At 68.1% G+C, this 17919-nt stretch carries 19 protein-coding genes; 12 read left to right on the forward strand and 7 right to left on the reverse strand.

The features are described from left to right. Positions 1-7: 7 nt before the first annotated feature. From ACZYZF_RS22240 to ACZYZF_RS22260, 5 genes are all read right to left on the reverse strand, one after another. Positions 8-766, reverse strand: a complete 759-nt coding sequence (locus ACZYZF_RS22240) for an ArsR/SmtB family transcription factor (RefSeq protein WP_463744271.1) — start codon at positions 764-766, stop codon at positions 8-10. Beyond that, the gene (locus tag ACZYZF_RS22245; protein WP_463836839.1) at positions 759-2156 is read right to left on the reverse strand and encodes an MFS transporter; all 1398 of its coding nucleotides are present in this window, start codon (positions 2154-2156) and stop codon (positions 759-761) included. The genes ACZYZF_RS22240 and ACZYZF_RS22245 overlap by 8 nt, the downstream gene beginning before the upstream one ends. 40 nt (positions 2157-2196) lie before the next feature. Continuing rightward, positions 2197-3438, reverse strand: a complete 1242-nt coding sequence (locus tag ACZYZF_RS22250; protein WP_463744269.1) for a glycosyltransferase family 4 protein — start codon at positions 3436-3438, stop codon at positions 2197-2199. Positions 3439-3529: 91 nt separating this feature from the next. Then, positions 3530-5104, reverse strand: a complete 1575-nt coding sequence (locus ACZYZF_RS22255; protein ID WP_463836840.1) for a 1,4-alpha-glucan branching protein domain-containing protein — start codon at positions 5102-5104, stop codon at positions 3530-3532. Continuing rightward, entirely contained in the window at positions 5101-5886 is a 786-nt protein-coding gene (locus tag ACZYZF_RS22260; protein WP_463744268.1) for a class I SAM-dependent methyltransferase, read from the reverse strand. Before ACZYZF_RS22260 ends, ACZYZF_RS22255 begins: the two co-directional genes overlap by 4 nt. Before the next feature lie 229 nt (positions 5887-6115). Between ACZYZF_RS22260 and ACZYZF_RS22265 the strand changes: the two genes are divergently transcribed. From ACZYZF_RS22265 to ACZYZF_RS22320, 12 genes are all read left to right on the forward strand, one after another. Then, positions 6116-6907: an electron transfer flavoprotein subunit beta/FixA family protein gene (locus ACZYZF_RS22265; RefSeq protein ID WP_463744267.1), complete on the forward strand. Its 792-nt coding sequence runs from the start codon at positions 6116-6118 to the stop codon at positions 6905-6907. 22 nt (positions 6908-6929) lie between these two features. After that, positions 6930-7886, forward strand: a complete 957-nt coding sequence (locus tag ACZYZF_RS22270; protein WP_463744266.1) for an electron transfer flavoprotein subunit alpha/FixB family protein — start codon at positions 6930-6932, stop codon at positions 7884-7886. Positions 7887-8057: 171 nt separating this feature from the next. Beyond that, positions 8058-8801, forward strand: coding sequence for an SDR family oxidoreductase (locus tag ACZYZF_RS22275; protein WP_463836841.1), 744 nt, complete (start codon positions 8058-8060; stop codon positions 8799-8801). 1 nt (position 8802) lies between these two features. Further along, a complete protein-coding gene (locus ACZYZF_RS22280; RefSeq protein WP_463744264.1) occupies positions 8803-9213 on the forward strand; it encodes a cupin domain-containing protein in 411 nt (136 codons plus the stop codon). Continuing rightward, on the forward strand, positions 9213-9872 hold the full coding sequence (locus ACZYZF_RS22285; protein ID WP_463744263.1) for a nitroreductase: 660 nt from the start codon (positions 9213-9215) through the stop codon (positions 9870-9872). Before ACZYZF_RS22280 ends, ACZYZF_RS22285 begins: the two co-directional genes overlap by 1 nt. Positions 9873-9960: 88 nt before the next feature. Then, positions 9961-10848 carry a GNAT family N-acetyltransferase gene (locus ACZYZF_RS22290; RefSeq protein ID WP_463744262.1) on the forward strand — a complete coding sequence of 296 codons (888 nt, stop codon included), beginning with the start codon at positions 9961-9963 and terminating at the stop codon, positions 10846-10848. Next, entirely contained in the window at positions 10845-11687 is an 843-nt protein-coding gene (locus ACZYZF_RS22295) for a lysophospholipid acyltransferase family protein (RefSeq protein WP_463744261.1), read from the forward strand. Before ACZYZF_RS22290 ends, ACZYZF_RS22295 begins: the two co-directional genes overlap by 4 nt. 47 nt (positions 11688-11734) lie before the next feature. Next, on the forward strand, positions 11735-12958 hold the full coding sequence (locus ACZYZF_RS22300; RefSeq protein WP_463744260.1) for a cysteine desulfurase family protein: 1224 nt from the start codon (positions 11735-11737) through the stop codon (positions 12956-12958). Further along, positions 12955-14025 (forward strand): tRNA 2-thiouridine(34) synthase MnmA, encoded by a 1071-nt coding sequence (gene mnmA, locus ACZYZF_RS22305; protein WP_463836842.1) that lies wholly within the window; start codon positions 12955-12957, stop codon positions 14023-14025. The genes ACZYZF_RS22300 and mnmA overlap by 4 nt, the downstream gene beginning before the upstream one ends. A gap of 10 nt (positions 14026-14035) precedes the next feature. Then, positions 14036-15046 (forward strand): uroporphyrinogen decarboxylase/cobalamine-independent methonine synthase family protein, encoded by a 1011-nt coding sequence (locus ACZYZF_RS22310; protein WP_463836843.1) that lies wholly within the window; start codon positions 14036-14038, stop codon positions 15044-15046. 69 nt (positions 15047-15115) lie between these two features. Further along, entirely contained in the window at positions 15116-15610 is a 495-nt protein-coding gene (locus ACZYZF_RS22315; RefSeq protein ID WP_463836844.1) for an SRPBCC family protein, read from the forward strand. Then, positions 15607-15930: an ArsR/SmtB family transcription factor gene (locus tag ACZYZF_RS22320; protein ID WP_463836845.1), complete on the forward strand. Its 324-nt coding sequence runs from the start codon at positions 15607-15609 to the stop codon at positions 15928-15930. Before ACZYZF_RS22315 ends, ACZYZF_RS22320 begins: the two co-directional genes overlap by 4 nt. On the opposite strand, the gene ACZYZF_RS22325 is transcribed toward ACZYZF_RS22320, so the two are convergent. Both ACZYZF_RS22325 and ACZYZF_RS22330 read right to left on the reverse strand, forming a co-directional pair. Beyond that, a complete protein-coding gene (locus tag ACZYZF_RS22325) occupies positions 15927-17501 on the reverse strand; it encodes a 4-coumarate--CoA ligase family protein (protein ID WP_463836846.1) in 1575 nt (524 codons plus the stop codon). The genes ACZYZF_RS22320 and ACZYZF_RS22325 overlap by 4 nt on opposite strands. Before the next feature lie 12 nt (positions 17502-17513). After that, positions 17514-17915, reverse strand: coding sequence for an MmcQ/YjbR family DNA-binding protein (locus tag ACZYZF_RS22330; protein WP_463744254.1), 402 nt, complete (start codon positions 17913-17915; stop codon positions 17514-17516). Positions 17916-17919 lie beyond the last annotated feature (4 nt).

Raw genomic sequence — 17919 nt, forward strand, 5'->3', positions numbered from 1 at the left:
GCGTGCGTCAACCCGTCCAGTCGATGCCGAATCGGTCGCTCAGGGCGGCGCGGCCGGAATCGGTCACGGTCAGCGCACGGTGACGTGGGGTGCGGCGCAGCCACTCGGCGGCCAGGAAATGGTCGAGAAGCGCTCGGCCCAACCCGCCGGCGACGTGGTGACGCTGCTCGGTCCAGTCCACGCAGTACCGCACCACTGGCCGTGGGCCGCTGGGTAATTCGATTCCCAGTTGATGGAGCAGGTCGTGTCCGCCGTCGGTGAGCCGATAGGGCACGTCGTGGCCCGGGCTGCTCAGCCGGTCGGTCCCGCCGGGGTGAAACCAGCCGTCCCCGCCGGTGAGTACGCCGCGATCGAGCAGGCTGCCCATGAGCTGCACACCCAGCCGACCGGCGATGTGGTCGTAACAAGTGCGGGCGGAGCGTAGGCGCGCCGCGCGGGTGCCCTCCCGTAGCGAGGTGACCGGCCGGGCCGGCGCCAGCCGGCCGAGCTGCTCGATGAGCGCGCCGACCTCAGGTCCGGCCAGCCGGTAGTAGCGGTGGCGGCCCTGTGTGCGGACCGCGAGCAGGCCGGCATCGGTCAGCTTGGCCAGGTGACTGCTGGCCGTCGGACGGCTGATACCGGCTTCCTCGGCCAGCACACTGGCCGGCAGGGAACGGCCGTCATCGAGCGCCAGCAGCACCTTGCAGCGCGCGGGGTCGGCCAACAGCGTCGCGACCGCGGCGATGTCCACTTCGGTTGTCGAGGCCAGTTCCTGTGCCTCACGCATGGCATGACTCCTTTCCGGCCGTGGTGTGGTTACCCGTTTCTGCGGGGGCCCGGGTGCGTCGCGTCAGCCGTAGCGTCAGCACCGCGCCCACCAACTGGCACGCGGCGCCCATGAGCAGTGCGGCGCGCACCCCGGCGGCCCCGCCGACGCCCGTCATGGCACTACCCAACACCGCGACGCCGACAGTGATACCCAGCAGACGCGCCAGATTCACCACACCCGAGGCCAGCCCCGCCCGTGCCGGCGGGATCGCGTCCATGGCCAGCATCACCGCCGGGCCGGTGTTGAGCGCCAGCCCGGCGCCCGCCAGCACGAATGAGAGTTCCAGCCATTCGATGGCGCCCAGCGGCCCGGCCGCGGCGTAGAGCAGCGACCCCACCGCCATCAACACCAGTCCAGCCGTCATCGGTGGGCGTGGGCCGGTGTGGCGGGCCACCCTGTTGACCACCGGAATCAACACCAGGTAGACGACCGGCATCGGCAGGAACCACATGGCGGTCATCAACGCGCTGTAGCCCCGGAGTTGTTGGAAGGCAAAGCTGTTCACAAGGAGCAGGCCATAGATGCCGAAAGTCATGGTGAAGGTCGCAAGCAGAGCCCCGACCAAGTTGCGACTACCGAACAGGTCCAGCGGCAGCATGGGGTGCGGGTCGCGGTACTGCGAGACCAGGAATGCGACGAACGCGGCCAGGGCCGTTGCCCCGATCGTCACGGTCTGCGGCCAACGCCAATCGTGTCCCTCGACCAGCACCAGCGTCGTCGCCCCGAGCGCCAGGATGGCCAGGCACTGACCCGGAAGGTCGATGCGCGCGGCGCCCGGATCGCGCGAATCGGGCAGATGCGTCGCGCTGGCCGCCAACGCCAGCAGGCCTACCGGCACGTTGACCCAGAAGATCCAACGCCAGCCCACGGTTTCGGTCAGCGCCCCGCCCAGTAGCGGCCCCAGCGCGGTGCTGCTCGCCGCGGCCATCGCCCATGCCGCGGTTGCACGGGCCCGCCCACGCGGGTCCGGAAATGCCGCTGCGGCGATGGCCAGGCCCTGCGGCAGCATCATCGCCGCCCCGATACCCTGAACCGCCCGCGCCACCAGCAACAGGGTCAGTGACTGCGCCACCGCACAAGCGATCGAGGCCCCGACGAACGTCACCAACCCGACCCGCAGCATGCGGCGCCGGCTGAACCGGTCACCGAGGGATCCCGCGGTCAGCAGAAACGCCGAGAACGTCACGTTGTAGGCGTCGATGGTCCATTGCGCACCGGCCACGCCGCCGCCCAGGTCACCGGCGATCGCCGGTAGCGCCAGGTTGACGGCATTCGCGTCGACCAGGCCGATGAACAACCCGAGGTATGCGGCGATCAGCGTTATCGCGGCAGAACGTTTGGGTGCCATACCCGCACGTTAGGTGCGGATTGGTTCGACGCCCGTCGAATCAGCGGTCGGGCAGTGCGTGCTCGACGATCGGCCGGCGCGGGTGCGGTTCCCGCTCGGCACGTTTGGCGGCCAGATACACCTGGCTGGTTTCGGCGGCCACGGTGTGCCAGTCGAAGTCGGAGCTCAGGCGCTCGCGCGCGGCGATCGCCCGGCGCTGCGCTGCTTCGGGATCATCGAGTACGGCGCGGACCGCCGCAGCCAACCCCGCCACATCCCTTGGTGCGAAGGACATTCCGGTCTGGCCGTCGATCACAGCTTCGCCCAGGCCGCCCACATTGGAGGTCACCAGCGGCGTCCCGGTGGCTGCCGCCTCGAGCGCCACGATGCCGAACGGCTCGTAATGGCTGGGCAGCACAGCGGCATCGGCCGCCTGCAGGGCCGCCAGCAAATCCTCGTGGCCGAGCCGTCCGACAAATCGGGTTGCCTTGAGCACCTTGTGCTTTCGCGCCTGCTCGATGAGCCACTGCTGCTGGGTGCCGTCGCCGGCGATGGTCAGCGTGGTGCCCGGATGAGCGCGGCGGATACGGGGTAGCGCCGCGATCGCATCGTGCACACCCTTCTCGTATTCCAGACGGCCAAGGTAGAGCAACTCGGGTGAGCCCGTGCGGGGACGCCGCGGCGCAAACGGCCAGAGATCGGCATCGATCCCGTTGCGGATCACCCTGATCTCGGACAGCTCGGGTCCGAACAGTTCGGTGATCTCATCGCTCATCGACGCCGAACATGTGATCAGCGAATCGGATTCGCGCACCAGCCAGGACTCCACGGCGTGTACCTGGCGGCTGATCGGTCCGGAGACCCATCCGGAGTGCCGCCCAGCCTCGGTGGCGTGGATGGTGGAAACCAGTGGCACATCGAAATATTCGGCCAGGGCGATGGCGGGGTGGGCGACCAGCCAGTCGTGGGCATGCACGATGTCGGGCACCCAGCGGTCACCCGAATAATCTTTGACGGAGAGGCCGGTACGCACCATCGCGTGCCCCATGGCCAGCGTCCAGGCCATCATGTCCGTGCCGAACTCGAACTCGTGTGGGTCCTGCGCGGCGGCTACCACCCGTACGCCCTCACTGACCTCGTCGGTCGAGGGGTGGGTGCTCGGATCGGTGTCGGTGGGCCTGCGGCTGAGGACCACGACGTCGTGGCCGGCTTCGGCCAGCGCGGTGGCCAGGTGATGCACGTGTCGGCCCAGGCCGCCCACGACGACGGGCGGGTACTCCCATGACACCATCAGGATCTTCATGACTGCGTGCCTTCGTACCGGTGCGACCGTGCGCACAATGCTGGGGATTGGCTGGGTGTCGAGCGGCAGACTCGCACGCTCGTGCTGGTGATCATTTTGGCAGACGCCGGGCGTCGAGGGCGCCGAACAGCCCGTCGGCCTTGTTCCAGCCGTCCGCGAGGCGCTCGGCATGGTCGCGTCGGCCCGAGGCCAGCGCATCGGAGATCTCGCGGGTCGCGTGGGCGTGCAGGTGAGCGCGGTACCGAGCGTATTCCGCGGCCGAATCCTTGCTCACCATGAACGGCCAGTCACTGGACACCGTCAACAGGGTCTCCCGCAGGATCTGATCGGCCACCCGGTCGCGCGGGGTTGGTGCACCGACCGAGGCGTGCTGGGTGAGCGCCTTGTCCACGGTGCTCAGGGCGCCGTCGGCCACCTCGCTGTTGAGCGCCACCAGATCGGCCACCTTCTCGCCGTTCCACACTTGCCAGTTCTTGCCCGAACCCCATGAACTGGGCGGCAATTCGACGGGAGCACCGACGAAACCCTGGGCCTTGGCGTCCGCGAGAGTGCCTACTCGCACGCCCGCCTCGGGCAGTGCCCGCAGCACTCGGCCCAGCCACTCCGGGCCCTCGTACCACCAGTGCCCGAACAGCTCGGTGTCGAAAGCGGCCACCACATGGGCCGGGCGGCCGATCCGCTCACTCTCGCTGACCAGGCGGCGGCGGACGACCGCGACGAAGTCGGCGACGTGCTCGTCGATCGCGCGGTCGGCGCGCTGCGGATCGTAGGGCGCCTTCTCCTCGGACGGGACATTGCGACCGGTGACCCGGGACGGCTTGAGCCCGGTGGTGTGGTCGTAGGTGTGGAAGTCCCGGTAGGCGGCGTGACCGGGATAGCCCGACTTGGGCGACCACACGCGGTAGCTGACCTGAAGATCGCGGCCGAAGGCCACCACGTCGGACTCGCCGACGGGCCGGCCCAACGCGGTGTCGCCGTGCAGGGACGGGCCGTCCACCATGAAATGGCCGACACCGGCCGCGGCGTAACCGGTTTCCATGCCGGGCGCGTACGCGCACTCGGGTGCCCAGATGCCGACGGGGGTGTGCCCGAACCGCTGCTGGGCATCGGCCAGGCCTTCGCGCAGCGCGAACTCGCGCAGGCGCGGGTTGAGCAGCGGCTGAAAGGGGTGCGCCAGCGGGCCGCCGAGCAGCTCGATGGTTTCGGCGTCGATCAGCCGGCGCAGTAACCCACTGGCGCCGTGGCGCCAGTGGGTGGTGAACTCCTCGATTGCCGCGCCGGCCTCGGCGTACTCGCGAATTCCGAACTGCCGCAAGCTTTCTGGCTCACGCAGCGTCGTCGCCTCCTGGGCGCGCAGCTGCCAGTTGGCCAGCCAGTGGTGCATCCCCGTGAGGCAGTAGGGGTCATCGAGCTGAGCGGTGACCACCGGCGTCATACCGAGGGTGATCAGGTGGCTGCGATCCTCGGCAGCGAGGCCGCGCAGCACACGCATCAACGGCAGGTACGCCGCGGCCCAGGACTGGTAGAGCCATTCCTCGCCGACCGGCCAGCGGCCGTGATGGGCCAGCCAGGGCAGGTGGGTGTGTAGGACGAGCGTGAACAGTCCCGGAGCCGGATCGCCGGCGACATCGGGCCGGGGAGCCGGATCGGCGGCGGACGGTGTCACGGCCGCACCGCGATCGCCACCAGATCCAGGCTGTCGTCAATGTCGCGCTCGTCGGCCGGGGTGAGGTCGAAGTCGTCGATGCTGACCGCCGCGACGTCGGCGAGCAGTTGCTCGGGCCACGGTGCGTCGGCCACGGCGCGCTGTACCTGCGCCTCGATGATCGAGCCGCCGTGCCGGGCATCGAGCTCCGCGAGTCCGGCGCCGTGAAAGACCCCGAGCATCGACTCGACGGTGAATCCCGCATCGTGCAGCAGCTCGGTCAGCTCGGCGCCGTTGAGTTCACGGGTGTGGAACGGGTTGAGCGGAGTGTCCAGGCCCGGGGAGAAGGTGATGCGGTTGGGGGTCGAGACCAGGAATACCCCGCCGGGCCGCAGCACCCGGTAGCACTCGGAGACGAACTGGCCCTGATCCCAAAGATGTTCGATGACCTGGAAGTTGACCACGACGTCGACCGACTGGTCGGCCAGGGGCAGCTCGGCGAGGTTGCCGTGCTTGATGTCCACCCTCGGGTAGCGGGCCCGCACGTGTGCGACCGTCGCCTCGTCGTAATCCAGCGCGACGACGCGACGCGCGACGTCGGCGATCAGGTCGGCGCCGTAGCCCTCACCGCAGCCGGCCTCGAGGACCTCACGATCGGCGCACCGGCCGGCCAATCGCCGATACACCACCTCATGACGACGAAACCAGTAATTCTCCTCGGCCAGGCCGGGGATGGTCCGCTCGCCGGTCAGGGGTAGGGCCCGAGATTCGACGCCGTCCGGGTCGTCCACGATAGTGCTCATTGGAAGGCAGGCTAACCCAGGCTTACCCAGGTTGAAGGGGTCGGTGGCGAATCAACCAACGGTTCCCATACCTCAGGGGTGTGGTAGGGGAGGCCGGAATACAAACTCCGACCAGCTATGGTGTTCCTGCGAACCATCAAAAGTTACCGACCGGTAACATGATGCTAGTTGCCTAGAACGTGATATGAGCCCGGACCACCGGTCTCATCGAGGAGGACGAACCAGAGTCATGACGAACATCGTGGTCCTGATCAAACAGGTCCCAGACACTTGGTCGGAGCGCAAGCTGTCCGACGGCGATTTCACCCTCGACCGCGAGGCTGCCGACGCCGTGCTCGACGAGATCAACGAGCGCGCCGTCGAAGAGGCGCTGTTGATCAAGGAGCGCGACGGCGGCGACAGCACTGTCACCGTGCTGACCGCCGGCCCCGAGCGTGCCACCGAGGCGATCCGCAAGGCGCTGTCCATGGGTGCCGACAAGGCCGTGCACCTCAAGGACGACGGCCTGCACGGCTCCGACGTGATCCAGACGGGTTGGGCACTGGCCCGCGCGCTGGGCACCATCGAGGGCACCGAGCTGGTCATCGCCGGTAACGAGGCCACCGACGGCGTCGGCGGCGCTGTTCCCGCCGTGATCGCCGAGTACCTCGGCCTGCCGCAGCTCACCCACGTGCGCAAGCTGACCGTCGAGGGCGGCAAGGTCACCGCCGAGCGTGAGACCGACGAGGGCGTGTTCAGCCTCGAGGCCGCTCTGCCGGCCGTGGTCAGCGTCAACGAGAAGATCAACGAGCCCCGCTTCCCCTCCTTCAAGGGCATCATGGCCGCGAAGAAGAAGGAAGTCACCGTGCTCACCCTCGCCGAGATCGGCGTGGAAGCCGATGAGGTCGGCGTCGCCAATGCCGGTTCCAAGGTGCTGTCTTCGACCCCGAAGCCGCCGAAGACCGCCGGCGAGAAGGTGACCGACGAAGGCGACGGCGGCACGAAGATCGCCGAGTACCTGGTCGCGCAAAAGCTGATCTAGCAGAAAGACATAACGAGAACTCATGGCTGAAGTACTTGTGCTCGCTGAGCACTCCGAAGGCGCATTGAAGAAGGTCAGCGCCGAGCTCATCACCGCCGCCCGCGTGCTGGGCGAGCCTGCCGCTGTCGTGGTGGGCAAGCCGGGCACCGCGGCCCCGCTGGTCGACGGCCTGAAGGCCGCCGGCGCGGCCAAGATCTACGTCGCCGAGTCTGACGACGCGGAGAGCTACCTGGTCACCCCCGTCGTCGACGTGCTGGCCGGACTGGCCGAGTCGGCTGCCCCCGCCGGTGTGATCGTCGCTGCCACCGCTGACGGCAAGGAAGTTGCCGCCCGCCTGGCCGCGCGTATCGGCTCGGGCCTGCTGATCGACGCGGTCGAGGTCCGCGAAGGCGCAGTCGGTATCCATTCGATCTTCGGTGGTGCCTTCACCGTCGAAGCCCAGGTCACCAGTGACACCCCGGTGATCACCGTGCGCCCGGGTGCCATCGAGGCCGCCCCGGCCGACGGTGCCGGCGAGGTCGTCAACGTCGAGGTCCCGGCCCAGGCCGAGAACGCGACCAAGATCACCAAGCGCGAGCCCGTCGTTGCCGGTGACCGCCCCGAGCTCACCGAGGCCAGTGTCGTGGTCGCCGGTGGCCGTGGTGTCGGCAGCGCCGAGAGCTTCTCGGTCGTCGAAGAGCTGGCCGACTCGCTGGGCGGTGCCGTCGGTGCCTCCCGCGCCGCGGTCGACTCGGGTTACTACCCGGGCCAGTTCCAGGTCGGCCAGACCGGCAAGACCGTGTCGCCGCAGCTGTACATCGCCCTGGGCATCTCCGGCGCGATCCAGCACCGCGCCGGCATGCAGACGTCGAAGACGATCATCGCGGTGAACAAGGACGAGGAAGCTCCGATCTTCGAGATCGCCGACCTCGGCATCGTCGGTGACCTGTTCAAGGTCAGCCCGCAGCTCACCGAGGCCGTCAAGGCCCGCAAGGGTTAATTTCCCTCGCGAACACACACAAAACTGCCCCTTTTCCTCGGAAAAGGGGCAGTTTTGTGTCTGCTGGGCATGTGTGGTGAGCGGGCAGACCACGGACTTTCCAGGGTTTGGATCTCGGCATGCGGTGCCAGTGTTGGTCCTGTCAGCACGACAGAGAAAGGTATTCGCACAATGAAAATCACAGTCATAGGTGCCAGCGGCCAGATCGGTTCGCGGGTAGTGCGGTTGCTCACCGACGCCGGGCACGACGTGGTGGCTGCCTCCCTTTCATCGGGTGCCAACGTTCTCACCGGTGAAGGTCTTGCAGACGCGCTGAGCGGCGCAGCGGCGTTGGTCGACGTCGTCAACTCGCCCTCGTTCGAGGACGGTCCGGTGATGGACTTCTTCACCACGTCCTCGCGCAATCTGGCGGCCGCCGCCAAGGAGGCCGGTGTCGGGCACTACGTCGCGTTGTCGATCGTGGGCGACGACGGCTTGCCGGACAGTGGCTACATGCGGGCCAAGGTCGCCCAGGAGAAGAACATCACCGACTCCGGGCTGCCGTACACGATCGTGCGGGCCACTCAGTTCCAGGAATTCGCCGAGGCCATCACCGCGTCGCTGGTGGTGGGAGACGAGGTACGCGTCCCCGACGCACGGATCCAGCTGATCTCTGTCGACGACGTCGCCGCCGAGGTGGCCAAGGTGGCGCAGGCCGCGCCGCTGGGCGGCATCGTCAACATCGGTGGGCCCGACAAGTTCTCGTTTGCCGACATGGCCCGCGCGGTGCTCGCCCGGCAAGGTGACGACAAGCCCGTCGTGATCGATCCGCAGGCGACGTACTTCGGTACCGCTGTCGACGACAACAGCCTGGTCACCGGCGATGACGGGGTCCTCGGTGAAACCCGTTGGGCCGACTGGATCGCGGTTCGCTGACATGCCGATCTCGGCTGAGCGCGAACAGGCGCTCCACGACGCAATGACCGTGATCGCCACCGCGACACCGCCGTTCATCCCGCCCAATGCCGAGGTGATGACGACGATCATCGAGTGGCCCGCCGGGTCGCCCGGGGCACCGCCACACCGGCATCCGGCCGGACCAGCCTTCGGCTATGTGCTTGAGGGCGAGATGCTCTTCGAATTGGAGGGTGAGGCGCCGCGGGTGGTCAAGGCGGGGGAGGCCTTCTGGGAACCGGGCGGTGACGTCATCCACTACTCGGATGCCAACAATCGCGACGACGTTCCCCTGCGCTTCCTCGTCAACATGCTGTGTGTCCCCGGCCAACCGATGCTCGTCATCGTCGAGGACGACGAACTGGAGGCCCGCAAGGACGGGCGAGTCAGCTGATGGGCGAGTTCGGGGACGTCGTCCGGTCGCGGCGGTCATCGCGGATGTTCTTGCCGGACAAACCCGTTCCGCGAGAACTGCTCGATGAGGCACTCGCCTTGGCGATCCGGGCGCCCTCGAACTCGAACACGCAGCCCTGGCACGTCTTCTTCGCCACCGGAGAGCGGCGCGTCAGATTGGTCGACGCGCTGCTCGCCGCGGTCGAGGCCGCACCGCCGGCGATCGGCTCCGCGGGCCTGCCGCCGCAGTTCGCTCACCGGCGCAGGGAAAGCGGCGCCCTGGTCTACGGAGCCATGGGGATCGCCCGCGACGACGCCGAGGGCCGCTGGGCAGCCCAACTGCGCAATTGGGGGTTCTTCCACGCGCCGGTCGCCGGGGTGGTCTGCATGCATCGCGATTTCACGAACGTCGACGCGCTGGGAGTCGGGATGTTCCTCCAGACTCTGCTGCTGGCGTTGAACGAGCGGGGTATCGGCAGTTGCGTGCAGGTGTCGATTTCGTTCTATCCCGATGTGCTGCGTGAACAACTCGGGATCCCAGAAGACCTGAAGATCCTCTGTGGCCTGTCGATCGGTTACGCCGACCCGGCATTTCCCGCCAACAACCTGGATACACCGCGCAATCCGATCAGTGACAACGTGGTGTTCCTCGACGACTGAGTCGGCGGCACAAAACGTCACCTGGCGCTCACGGACACGTCATGCGGGCGATGCCGTATGGAGACCCGACTGGGCGACCGTGCTGGTTATGAGCACTGCATCTGTACTCATCGCCGCTGATCACACCGACAGCGCGGCGCCCGATGCGCCCCGCTACACCCTCCTGCTTCATCCATTTCGCTCCTCGCGTGCGCGGGCCGCCGACCACGAGCTCATCGAAGCCGCCCAGCGGCTCCGGCACGACGTGTTCACCTCCGAACCTGGATTCGCGCTCAGCGAGAACGTCGACGGACGCTCGGCTGGTCTGGATGCCGACCGGTTCGACGAGCACTGCGACCATCTGCTGGTTCGCGAGGACCGCACCGGTGAGCTGGTGGGTTGCTACCGGATGCTGCCGCCGCCGGGCGCCATCGCCGCGGGCGGGCTGTACACCGCCACCGAGTTCGATGTACGCGGTCTCGACGCGCTACGGCCGTCTCTGGTCGAGATGGGCCGTGCGGTGGTGCGGTCCGATCACCGCAACGGAGCCGTCGTCCTGTTGATGTGGGCGGGCATCCTGGCCTACCTCGACCGCTCGGGATACGACTATGTGACGGGCTGTGTCTCCGTGCCGGTCGCAGGGAACGCCGACGGCCCGCCGGGAACCCAGATCCGCGGGGTCCGTGACTTCGTGCGGCGCCGCCACGCGGCGCCCGCCGAACACACGGTGTACCCGTACCGGCCGGTGGTGCTGGACGGCAGAGACCTCGATGACATCGACCCGCCGTCACGGACCACGGTGCCGCCGCTGATGCGCGGCTACCTGCGCCTCGGTGCGCAGGTGTGTGGGGAACCGGCCCACGACCCCGACTTCGGGGTGGGGGACTTTCCGGCCCTGCTGGACAAACGCCGCGCGGACGTCCGCTATCTCAAGCGCCTCCGCTCGGTCTCGGCGGCAGCCGACATGGCCGACGGGACGGCCGGGGGCGCGTCATGACCACCGCCAGTTGTGAGCATTCCTGGCTGCCCAGGGCATCGTGTGACGGCAGTTGCGTGAATGCCGGTGGCGCCGACGCCGGCCGCCGGCTCGTGGTCTGGATCCGCACCACGGTGCGGGTGGTGATGGCCGTTCTGCTGGCCCCCGGGGTGCCGCTGCTGGCGGTGCCGATGCCGGGCCGCTCCCACGTGCAGCGGTTCTACTGCCGGTTGATGCTGCGTTGCTTCGGAGTCCGAATCGCGTTGTCGGGCGGACCTATTCGCAACCTGCAGGGCGTACTCGTCGTCAGCGGCCACGTGTCATGGCTGGATATCTTCACGATCGGTGCGGTGCTGCCCGGTTCGTTCGTGGCCCGTGCCGACCTGGTGGAGTGGCCCGCGGTGGGCCGGCTGGCCCGGGTGATGAAAGTGATCCCGATCGATCGGGGCAGCCTGCGCCGGCTGCCCGCGGTGGTCAACACCGTCGCCGAGCGGCTCCGCGCCGGGCACACCGTGGTGGCCTTCCCGGAGGGCACCACCTGGTGCGGGCTGGCCTACGGACCGTTCCGGCCGGCGATGTTCCAGGCCGCGATCGACGCCGCCCGGCCGGTGCAGCCATTGCGCCTGAACTACCGGCACCGAGACGGCCGACCGTCGACCATCCCGTCGTTCGTGGGAGAGGACACGCTGCTTCGGTCGATACGACGGGTGATCACCGCACGTCGCACGGTGTGCCACGTGCATGTCGGGTCGTTGCAGCTGCCCGGAGACGACCGGCGGGCGCTGGCCGGACGCTGCGAGGCGGTAGTGCGCGACCACCAGGAGCTGCCTGGCGCTCCCGCGCACGTCCTGGTGGCCTGAGGCGGCTGGAGAGCGGGTCGCCTGCCAGCGGCTATCCTGGAGAGGTTATGAGCTCCTCCGCGGGCAGGCCGGTCTATCTCGATCACGCCGCCACCACACCGATGCACCCAGCCGCCGTTGAAGCGATGACGGCTGCGCTGACCAGCGTGGGCAACGCCTCCTCGCTGCACGGTTCGGGGCGCCTGGCCCGGCGCCGGATGGAGGAGGCCCGCGAGACCCTGGCCCGTCTGCTCGGCTGCCGCCCCTCAGAAGTGATCTTCACCGCCGGTGGCACCGAGAGCGACAACCTCGCCGTCAAGGGCATCTACTGGGCCCGCCGTGATGCCGAACCGAAGCGGCGCCGGATCATCACCACCGCCGTCGAGCATCACGCGGTTCTCGATGCCGTGCAGTGGTTGGTCGACCACGAGGACGCCGAGGTGACCTGGCTGCCGGTCGACGCAGAGGGCGTCGTCACACCCGGGTCTCTGCGTTCGGCGCTCGAGGGGGAGGGCGGATCCGGCGGTGCCGGTGAGGTAGCCCTGGTCAGCATCATGTGGGCCAACAACGAGGTCGGCTCGATCATGCCGATCGCCGAGCTGGCCGCCGTCGCGGCCGAGTTCGACATCCCGATGCACAGCGACGCCATCCAGGCTGTCGGCCAGGTCCCCGTCGATTTCGCCGCGACCGGGCTGTCGGCCATGAGCGTCGCGGCGCACAAGTTCGGCGGCCCGATGGGCGTCGGCGCGCTGGTGTTGCGGCGTGACACTGCCTGTGTGCCCCTGCTGCACGGCGGCGGTCAGGAACGCGACGTCCGTTCCGGCACGCCCGATGTGGCCGGCGCAGTGGCGATGGCCGCGGCCGCCGAAGTGGCCATCGGTGGGCTCGCCGAGCACAGTTCCCGAGTGCAGGCGTTGCGGGACAGGTTGATCGACGGTGTGTTGTCCACGATCGAGGACGCCCACCTGAACGGCCCACGGGGAGCCGGCCGGTTGCCTGCCAACACGCACTTCACTTTCCGCGGCTGCGAAGGTGATTCGCTTCTGATGTTGCTTGATGCCAAGGGTGTCGAATGCTCCACCGGCTCGGCGTGTACGGCCGGCGTGGCGCAGCCGTCACACGTCCTGATCGCCATGGGCGCCGACCCGGCCACCGCACGTGGATCACTGCGATTCTCGCTGGGGCACACCAGTACCGACGCCGATGTCGACGCCGTGCTCGAGGTGCTGCCCGCTGCGGTCGAGCGGGCCCGGCAGGCGGCGCTGGCCAGTGCCGGGAGGACGTTCTCATGAGAGTCCTGGTCGCGATGAGCGGGGGCGTGGATTCCTCGGTGGCTGCCGCCCGGATGGTCGACGCCGGTCACGATGTCGTCGGAGTGCACATGGCGCTCTCGTCGGCGCCCGGTACGTTGCGCACCGGATCACGGGGATGCTGCTCCAAGGAAGACGCGGGTGACGCCCGCCGGGTGGCCGATATTCTCGACATCCCGTTCTATGTATGGGATTTCGCCGACCGGTTCAAAGATGACGTGATCGACGACTTCGTCGAGTCCTACGCCCGCGGCGAGACCCCGAACCCCTGTGTGCGGTGCAATGAGCGCATCAAGTTCTCCGCGCTCGCGGCACGGGCGCTCGCGCTCGGGTTCGATGCGGTGGCCACCGGTCACTACGCGCGGCTGGCCGATGGCCGGTTGCGCCGCGCCGTCGACGCCGACAAGGACCAGTCCTACGTGCTGGGTGTGCTGACGGCCGAGCAGCTCGCTCATGCGATCTTCCCGATCGGTGACACGCCCAAGCCCCAGATCCGGGCCGAGGCCGCCGAGCGTGGCCTGGCAGTCGCGAAAAAGCCCGACAGCCATGACATCTGCTTCATCCCGTCGGGGGACACCCAGGCGTTCCTGGGCGCCCGCATCGGCATTCGGCCCGGCGCGGTGCTCGACAACGATGGCACCGTTCTCGCCGAACACGAAGGCGTGCACGGCTTCACGATCGGGCAACGCAAGGGCCTGGGTATCCCGGGACCGGGGGCCGATGGCCGGCCGCGCTACGTCACCGCGATCGACGCCGAGACGGGCACCGTGCGGGTCGGACCCGCCGAGGACCTCGAGGTGCGGGAGCTGTTCGGCGACAAGCCGGTGTTCACCAGTGGCGCGGCGCTGCAGGGGCCGGTGGAATGCCAGATTCAGGTGCGCGCGCACGGCGGCATCACCGACGCGGTGGCTGAGCTGTGCGACGGCAGGTTGGTGGTGTCCCTGCGGGCACCATTGCGTGGGGTGGCGCCCGGCCAGACCATGGTGCTGTATCGCCCCGACGCCGAGGGCGACGAGGTCATCGCCAGCGCGACCATCGCACGCACGTGAGCGTTTTCGGATGAGTGTCTTCGCCACGGCCACCGGGATCGGATCCTGGCCGGGCACCGACCCACGGGCCGCAGCAGAAGTCGTCGTCGGTGAACTGCACACCCTCTCGCATCTCGCGGAGCTGCCCGCCCGCGGGATCGGCGCCGATCTCATCGGGCGCGCCGGGGCGCTGCTGGTCGACATCGGGATCGACACCGTGCCGCGCGGATACCGCATGGCCGCGGGGCGTAGCGCTGCGCGGCGCCGGGCGGCGAGCCTGCTCGGCGAGGACATCGACGCGCTGGAAGAAGCCTGGGAGCGCGCCGGGCTGCGGGGCAGTGGGCGTGCCGTCAAGGTGCAGGCGCCCGGCCCCATCACACTCGCATCGCAACTGGAACTGCCCAACGGGCATCGCGCCATCACCGATCACGGTGCGCTGCGGGATCTTTCGGCTTCCCTGGCCGAAGGACTGGCGATCCACCGGGCCGAGGTGGCGCGGCGGTTGGAGACCCCCGTGGTGGTCCAGCTCGATGAACCGTTGCTGCCTGCCGCGCTGGCCGGCCGGCTGTCCGGGGTCACCAGTTTCACCCCGGTGCATCCGGTGGACGAGCCAGTAGCGATGAACCTGATCGACGCCTGTGTCGCAGCGACCGGCACCGAGGTTGCGCTGCACAGCTGCGCACCCGAACTGCCGTGGAAGGCCCTGTTGCGCAGTGCTGTTCAGGCCGTGTCGATCGACGTTTCGACATTGACGCCCGCGGATCTGGACGGTGTCGGGGAGTTCGTCGACTCGGGACGCACCGTGCTGCTCGGCCTGGTGCCCTCGACGGCGCCCGACGGCGTGCCCTCGGTAGAAGAGGTCGCCAAGAGTGCGGTGGCGCTGACAGACCGACTCGGGTTCGCCCGGGCCGTCCTGCGTGACCGCATCGGCATCACGCCGGCGTGCGGGCTGGCCGGCGCTAACGCGCAGTGGGCGCGCGCCGCGGTGGAACTCGCGCAGAAGGTTGCCGACGCCTTCGCCGAAGATCCGGACGCGATCTAGTAAAAGCAACCAAAAGGTTGCGCTTGGCTGTGCGTGGTCGTAGGCTGAAGGGCAACTGAAAGGTTGCATATGAGTACTGATCGGATCGAGAAAGAGGTTCTGCTCAAGGCGTCTTTGGATCGCATGTGGCGGGCCATCGGCGACTCCGAGGAATTCGGCCGCTGGTTCGGGGTCCGGTTCGACGGGCCGTTCGTCGCCGGAGAAACCGTCAACGGGGTGATCACGCCGACCGAGGTCGACCAGGACGTGGCGGCATCCCAGAAGCCGTACGCGGGCGAGGCGGACAAGTGGCACATCGTCGCATTGGAACCGCCGCACCGGCTGGCCTACCGCTGGCATCCCTACGCCGTGGATCCCGACACCGACTACTCGGCCGAGCCCACCACGCTGGTGGAGTTCACCTTGACCGAGGCTGCCGACGGCGTGCTGCTCCGGATCGTCGAGTCTGGATTCGACGCGATCCCGGCCTCGCGGCGCGGCGCGGCGTACGAGTCCAACAGCGAGGGCTGGGCCATCCAGACCGAGCTGGTGCGCAAGTACCTCGCGCTCGGCGAGACGGAGTGACGACCGCCGTCGCCGAGCGCGCACCACTGTTTGACGCGCTCGGCGATCCCAACCGGTTACGCATCGTGACCCGGCTCTGTGAGGGTGGCCCGTGTTCGACGGTGCAACTGACGCAGGTGATTCCGGCGACACGTCAAGCCGCCACCAAGCACTTGCTGCTGCTGGAGGCGGTGGGTCTGGTGACAAGTGATCGCAAGGGCCGCGAACGGATCTGGCGGATCCAGCCCGAACCGCTGGTGCAGGCCGGCGACTACCTGACGGCGCTGTCGCGGCGCTGGGACAGCGCGATCGACCGGCTGCGGGCCTACATCGAGGACTAGTTGCCCCGCAGCTCCCGGCGCAGGATCTTGCCCGCCGAAGACTTGGGGATTGCGTCGATGAACTCGACCTGGCGCACCTTCTTGTAGGGCGCTACCAGACCGGCCACGAACGCCATCACTTCTTCGCCGCTCAAGTCAGATGAAGGCTGTTTGACCACAAAGGCTTTCGGCACTTCCTCGCCGGATTCCCGGTCCTGCACCCCGATCACCGCGGCGTCGGCGATGCCGGGGTGGCCCAGCAGGACGGATTCCAACTCGGCTGGTGGCACCTGGTAGCCCTTGTATTTGATGAGTTCCTTCAGCCGATCGACAACGTAGACGCAGCCGCTGGAATCCACGTGGGCCAGATCCCCGGTGTGCAGGAACCCGTCGGCGTCGATGGTCTCCTGTGTGGCTGCCTCATTGTTGAGGTAGCCGGCCATCACGTTGGGTCCCTTGAACCAGAGTTCGCCGGTCGCGCTCAAACCCTCTGCCGGGATGTCGATCTCGTCGCCGGTGTCGGGATCGACCAGCTTGCTCACGCTGTTGGGGACGGTCCAGCCGCACGAGTCCAGCGGCGCGGCCGTGCCGACCGTGGCCAGCCCGCCGTCATGCGGGGTGATGTGACTGACCGGGCTCAGCTCGCTCATGCCGTAGCCCTGAGAGACAGTGCAGCCCAACCGATCCGCCACGGCACGGCCAAGGTCGGCATCGAGTGATGCCGCGCCGGACAACACGGCCCGCAGCGACGACAGGTCATACGAGTCGACCATGGGGTGCTTGGCCAGGGCGACGGCCACCGGCGGGGCGATGTAGACGAACGTGCACCGGTGGGTCGCGATGTTGTCCAGGAACTCACCGAGATCGAACGACGGCATGATGACCAGCCGGGCGCGGGCATGCAGGGCGGCGTTGAGCAGCACCGTCATGCCGTAGATGTGGAAAAACGGCAGCACGGCCAACAGCCGGTCGTCGGCGGTCAGGCCCTGCAGTGGGCGGATCTGGGCCACGTTGGCCGTCAGATTCGCGTGGGTGAGCATGACGCCCTTGGGATTGGCGGTGGTGCCCGAGCTGTACGGAAGGGCGGCCAGGTGGCGCGCCGGATCGAAGCTCACATCGGGTGCCGGGCGCTCGGCGCCGAGTCCCTCGCCGTCGAGCACGACCACCTGATCCTCGCCGAGGCCGGCGCCTGCCGCTCCCGCCAAGGCCTGCGGCAGCAGCGCATTCACCGTGACCAGCAGGCGGGCCCTCGAATCCTGCAGTTGCTTGGTGATGTCCCGCGCGGTGAACAGCGCATTGACCGTGGTGGCCGTGGCGCCTGCGCGCAGGATCCCGTGGAACGCGATCGCAAAACCTGAACTGTTGGGGGACAACAGGGCAACCACGTCGCCGACACCGATCCCGCGTGCCGCCAGCCCACCGGCGAACGTGTCGATCCGGCGCACCAGATCGCCGTAGCTGGTCTCGGTACCGGACTTGGCGTCAACCAGGGCGATCCGGTCGAAATCGTCCGCCGACATGCCGGCGAACAGATAGTCGTAGACGCTGACGGCGGGTAGGTCGACGTCGGGGAAGGGACTGGCAAAACTCATGGCTGTTTCCGATCAGTTCTCGTCGAGTTGTTTGATGAGGCGGCGTGCGGCGACCAGGCGGAACGAGGCGTCGACGAGTTCGCGAACCTCGCCCCAATCTACTTTCGCGGCGGTGAAGTCCAGACCGAGCCAGCCGAAAGGGCCCATGTAGGCAGGGAAGAAGAAGCGGCTGTCCTGTTCGAGTGCCCGGCGGTCGCTCTCGTCGACCTTGATCAACAGCGAATGCGGATAGGGCACCATCTCGCCGCGGCTCTCGGGTTTGACGTTGCCGCCGTACATCGCGAACATCTTCGGCGCGCAGAAGACCGGTCGGCCCCACGAGATCTTCTCGAAGGCCTCGGGAAATCCCAGCGCAACGGTGCGCAATTCGGCCAGGCCCAGGTCGTCGTCGCTGAACATGATGGGATGCGGCATCCTC

It is taken from the genome of Mycobacterium sp. IDUB_24 (genome assembly GCF_055419385.1).

Bases quoted from the DNA above. Each gene is read 5' to 3' on its own strand.
- ACZYZF_RS22240 (WP_463744271.1), bottom strand. From the start codon at position 766: ATGCGTGAGGCACAGGAACTGGCCTCGACAACCGAAGTGGACATCGCC.
- ACZYZF_RS22245 (WP_463836839.1), bottom strand. From the start codon at position 2,156: ATGGCACCCAAACGTTCTGCCGCGATAACGCTGATCGCCGCATACCTC.
- ACZYZF_RS22250 (WP_463744269.1), bottom strand. From the start codon at position 3,438: ATGAAGATCCTGATGGTGTCATGGGAGTACCCGCCCGTCGTCGTGGGC.
- ACZYZF_RS22260 (WP_463744268.1), bottom strand. From the start codon at position 5,886: ATGAGCACTATCGTGGACGACCCGGACGGCGTCGAATCTCGGGCCCTA.
- ACZYZF_RS22265 (WP_463744267.1), top strand. From the start codon at position 6,116: ATGACGAACATCGTGGTCCTGATCAAACAGGTCCCAGACACTTGGTCG.
- ACZYZF_RS22270 (WP_463744266.1), top strand. From the start codon at position 6,930: ATGGCTGAAGTACTTGTGCTCGCTGAGCACTCCGAAGGCGCATTGAAG.
- ACZYZF_RS22275 (WP_463836841.1), top strand. From the start codon at position 8,058: ATGAAAATCACAGTCATAGGTGCCAGCGGCCAGATCGGTTCGCGGGTA.
- ACZYZF_RS22280 (WP_463744264.1), top strand. From the start codon at position 8,803: ATGCCGATCTCGGCTGAGCGCGAACAGGCGCTCCACGACGCAATGACC.
- ACZYZF_RS22285 (WP_463744263.1), top strand. From the start codon at position 9,213: ATGGGCGAGTTCGGGGACGTCGTCCGGTCGCGGCGGTCATCGCGGATG.
- ACZYZF_RS22290 (WP_463744262.1), top strand. From the start codon at position 9,961: ATGAGCACTGCATCTGTACTCATCGCCGCTGATCACACCGACAGCGCG.
- ACZYZF_RS22295 (WP_463744261.1), top strand. From the start codon at position 10,845: ATGACCACCGCCAGTTGTGAGCATTCCTGGCTGCCCAGGGCATCGTGT.
- ACZYZF_RS22300 (WP_463744260.1), top strand. From the start codon at position 11,735: ATGAGCTCCTCCGCGGGCAGGCCGGTCTATCTCGATCACGCCGCCACC.
- mnmA (WP_463836842.1), top strand. From the start codon at position 12,955: ATGAGAGTCCTGGTCGCGATGAGCGGGGGCGTGGATTCCTCGGTGGCT.
- ACZYZF_RS22310 (WP_463836843.1), top strand. From the start codon at position 14,036: ATGAGTGTCTTCGCCACGGCCACCGGGATCGGATCCTGGCCGGGCACC.
- ACZYZF_RS22315 (WP_463836844.1), top strand. From the start codon at position 15,116: ATGAGTACTGATCGGATCGAGAAAGAGGTTCTGCTCAAGGCGTCTTTG.
- ACZYZF_RS22325 (WP_463836846.1), bottom strand. From the start codon at position 17,501: ATGAGTTTTGCCAGTCCCTTCCCCGACGTCGACCTACCCGCCGTCAGC.
- ACZYZF_RS22330 (WP_463744254.1), bottom strand. From the start codon at position 17,915: ATGCCGCATCCCATCATGTTCAGCGACGACGACCTGGGCCTGGCCGAA.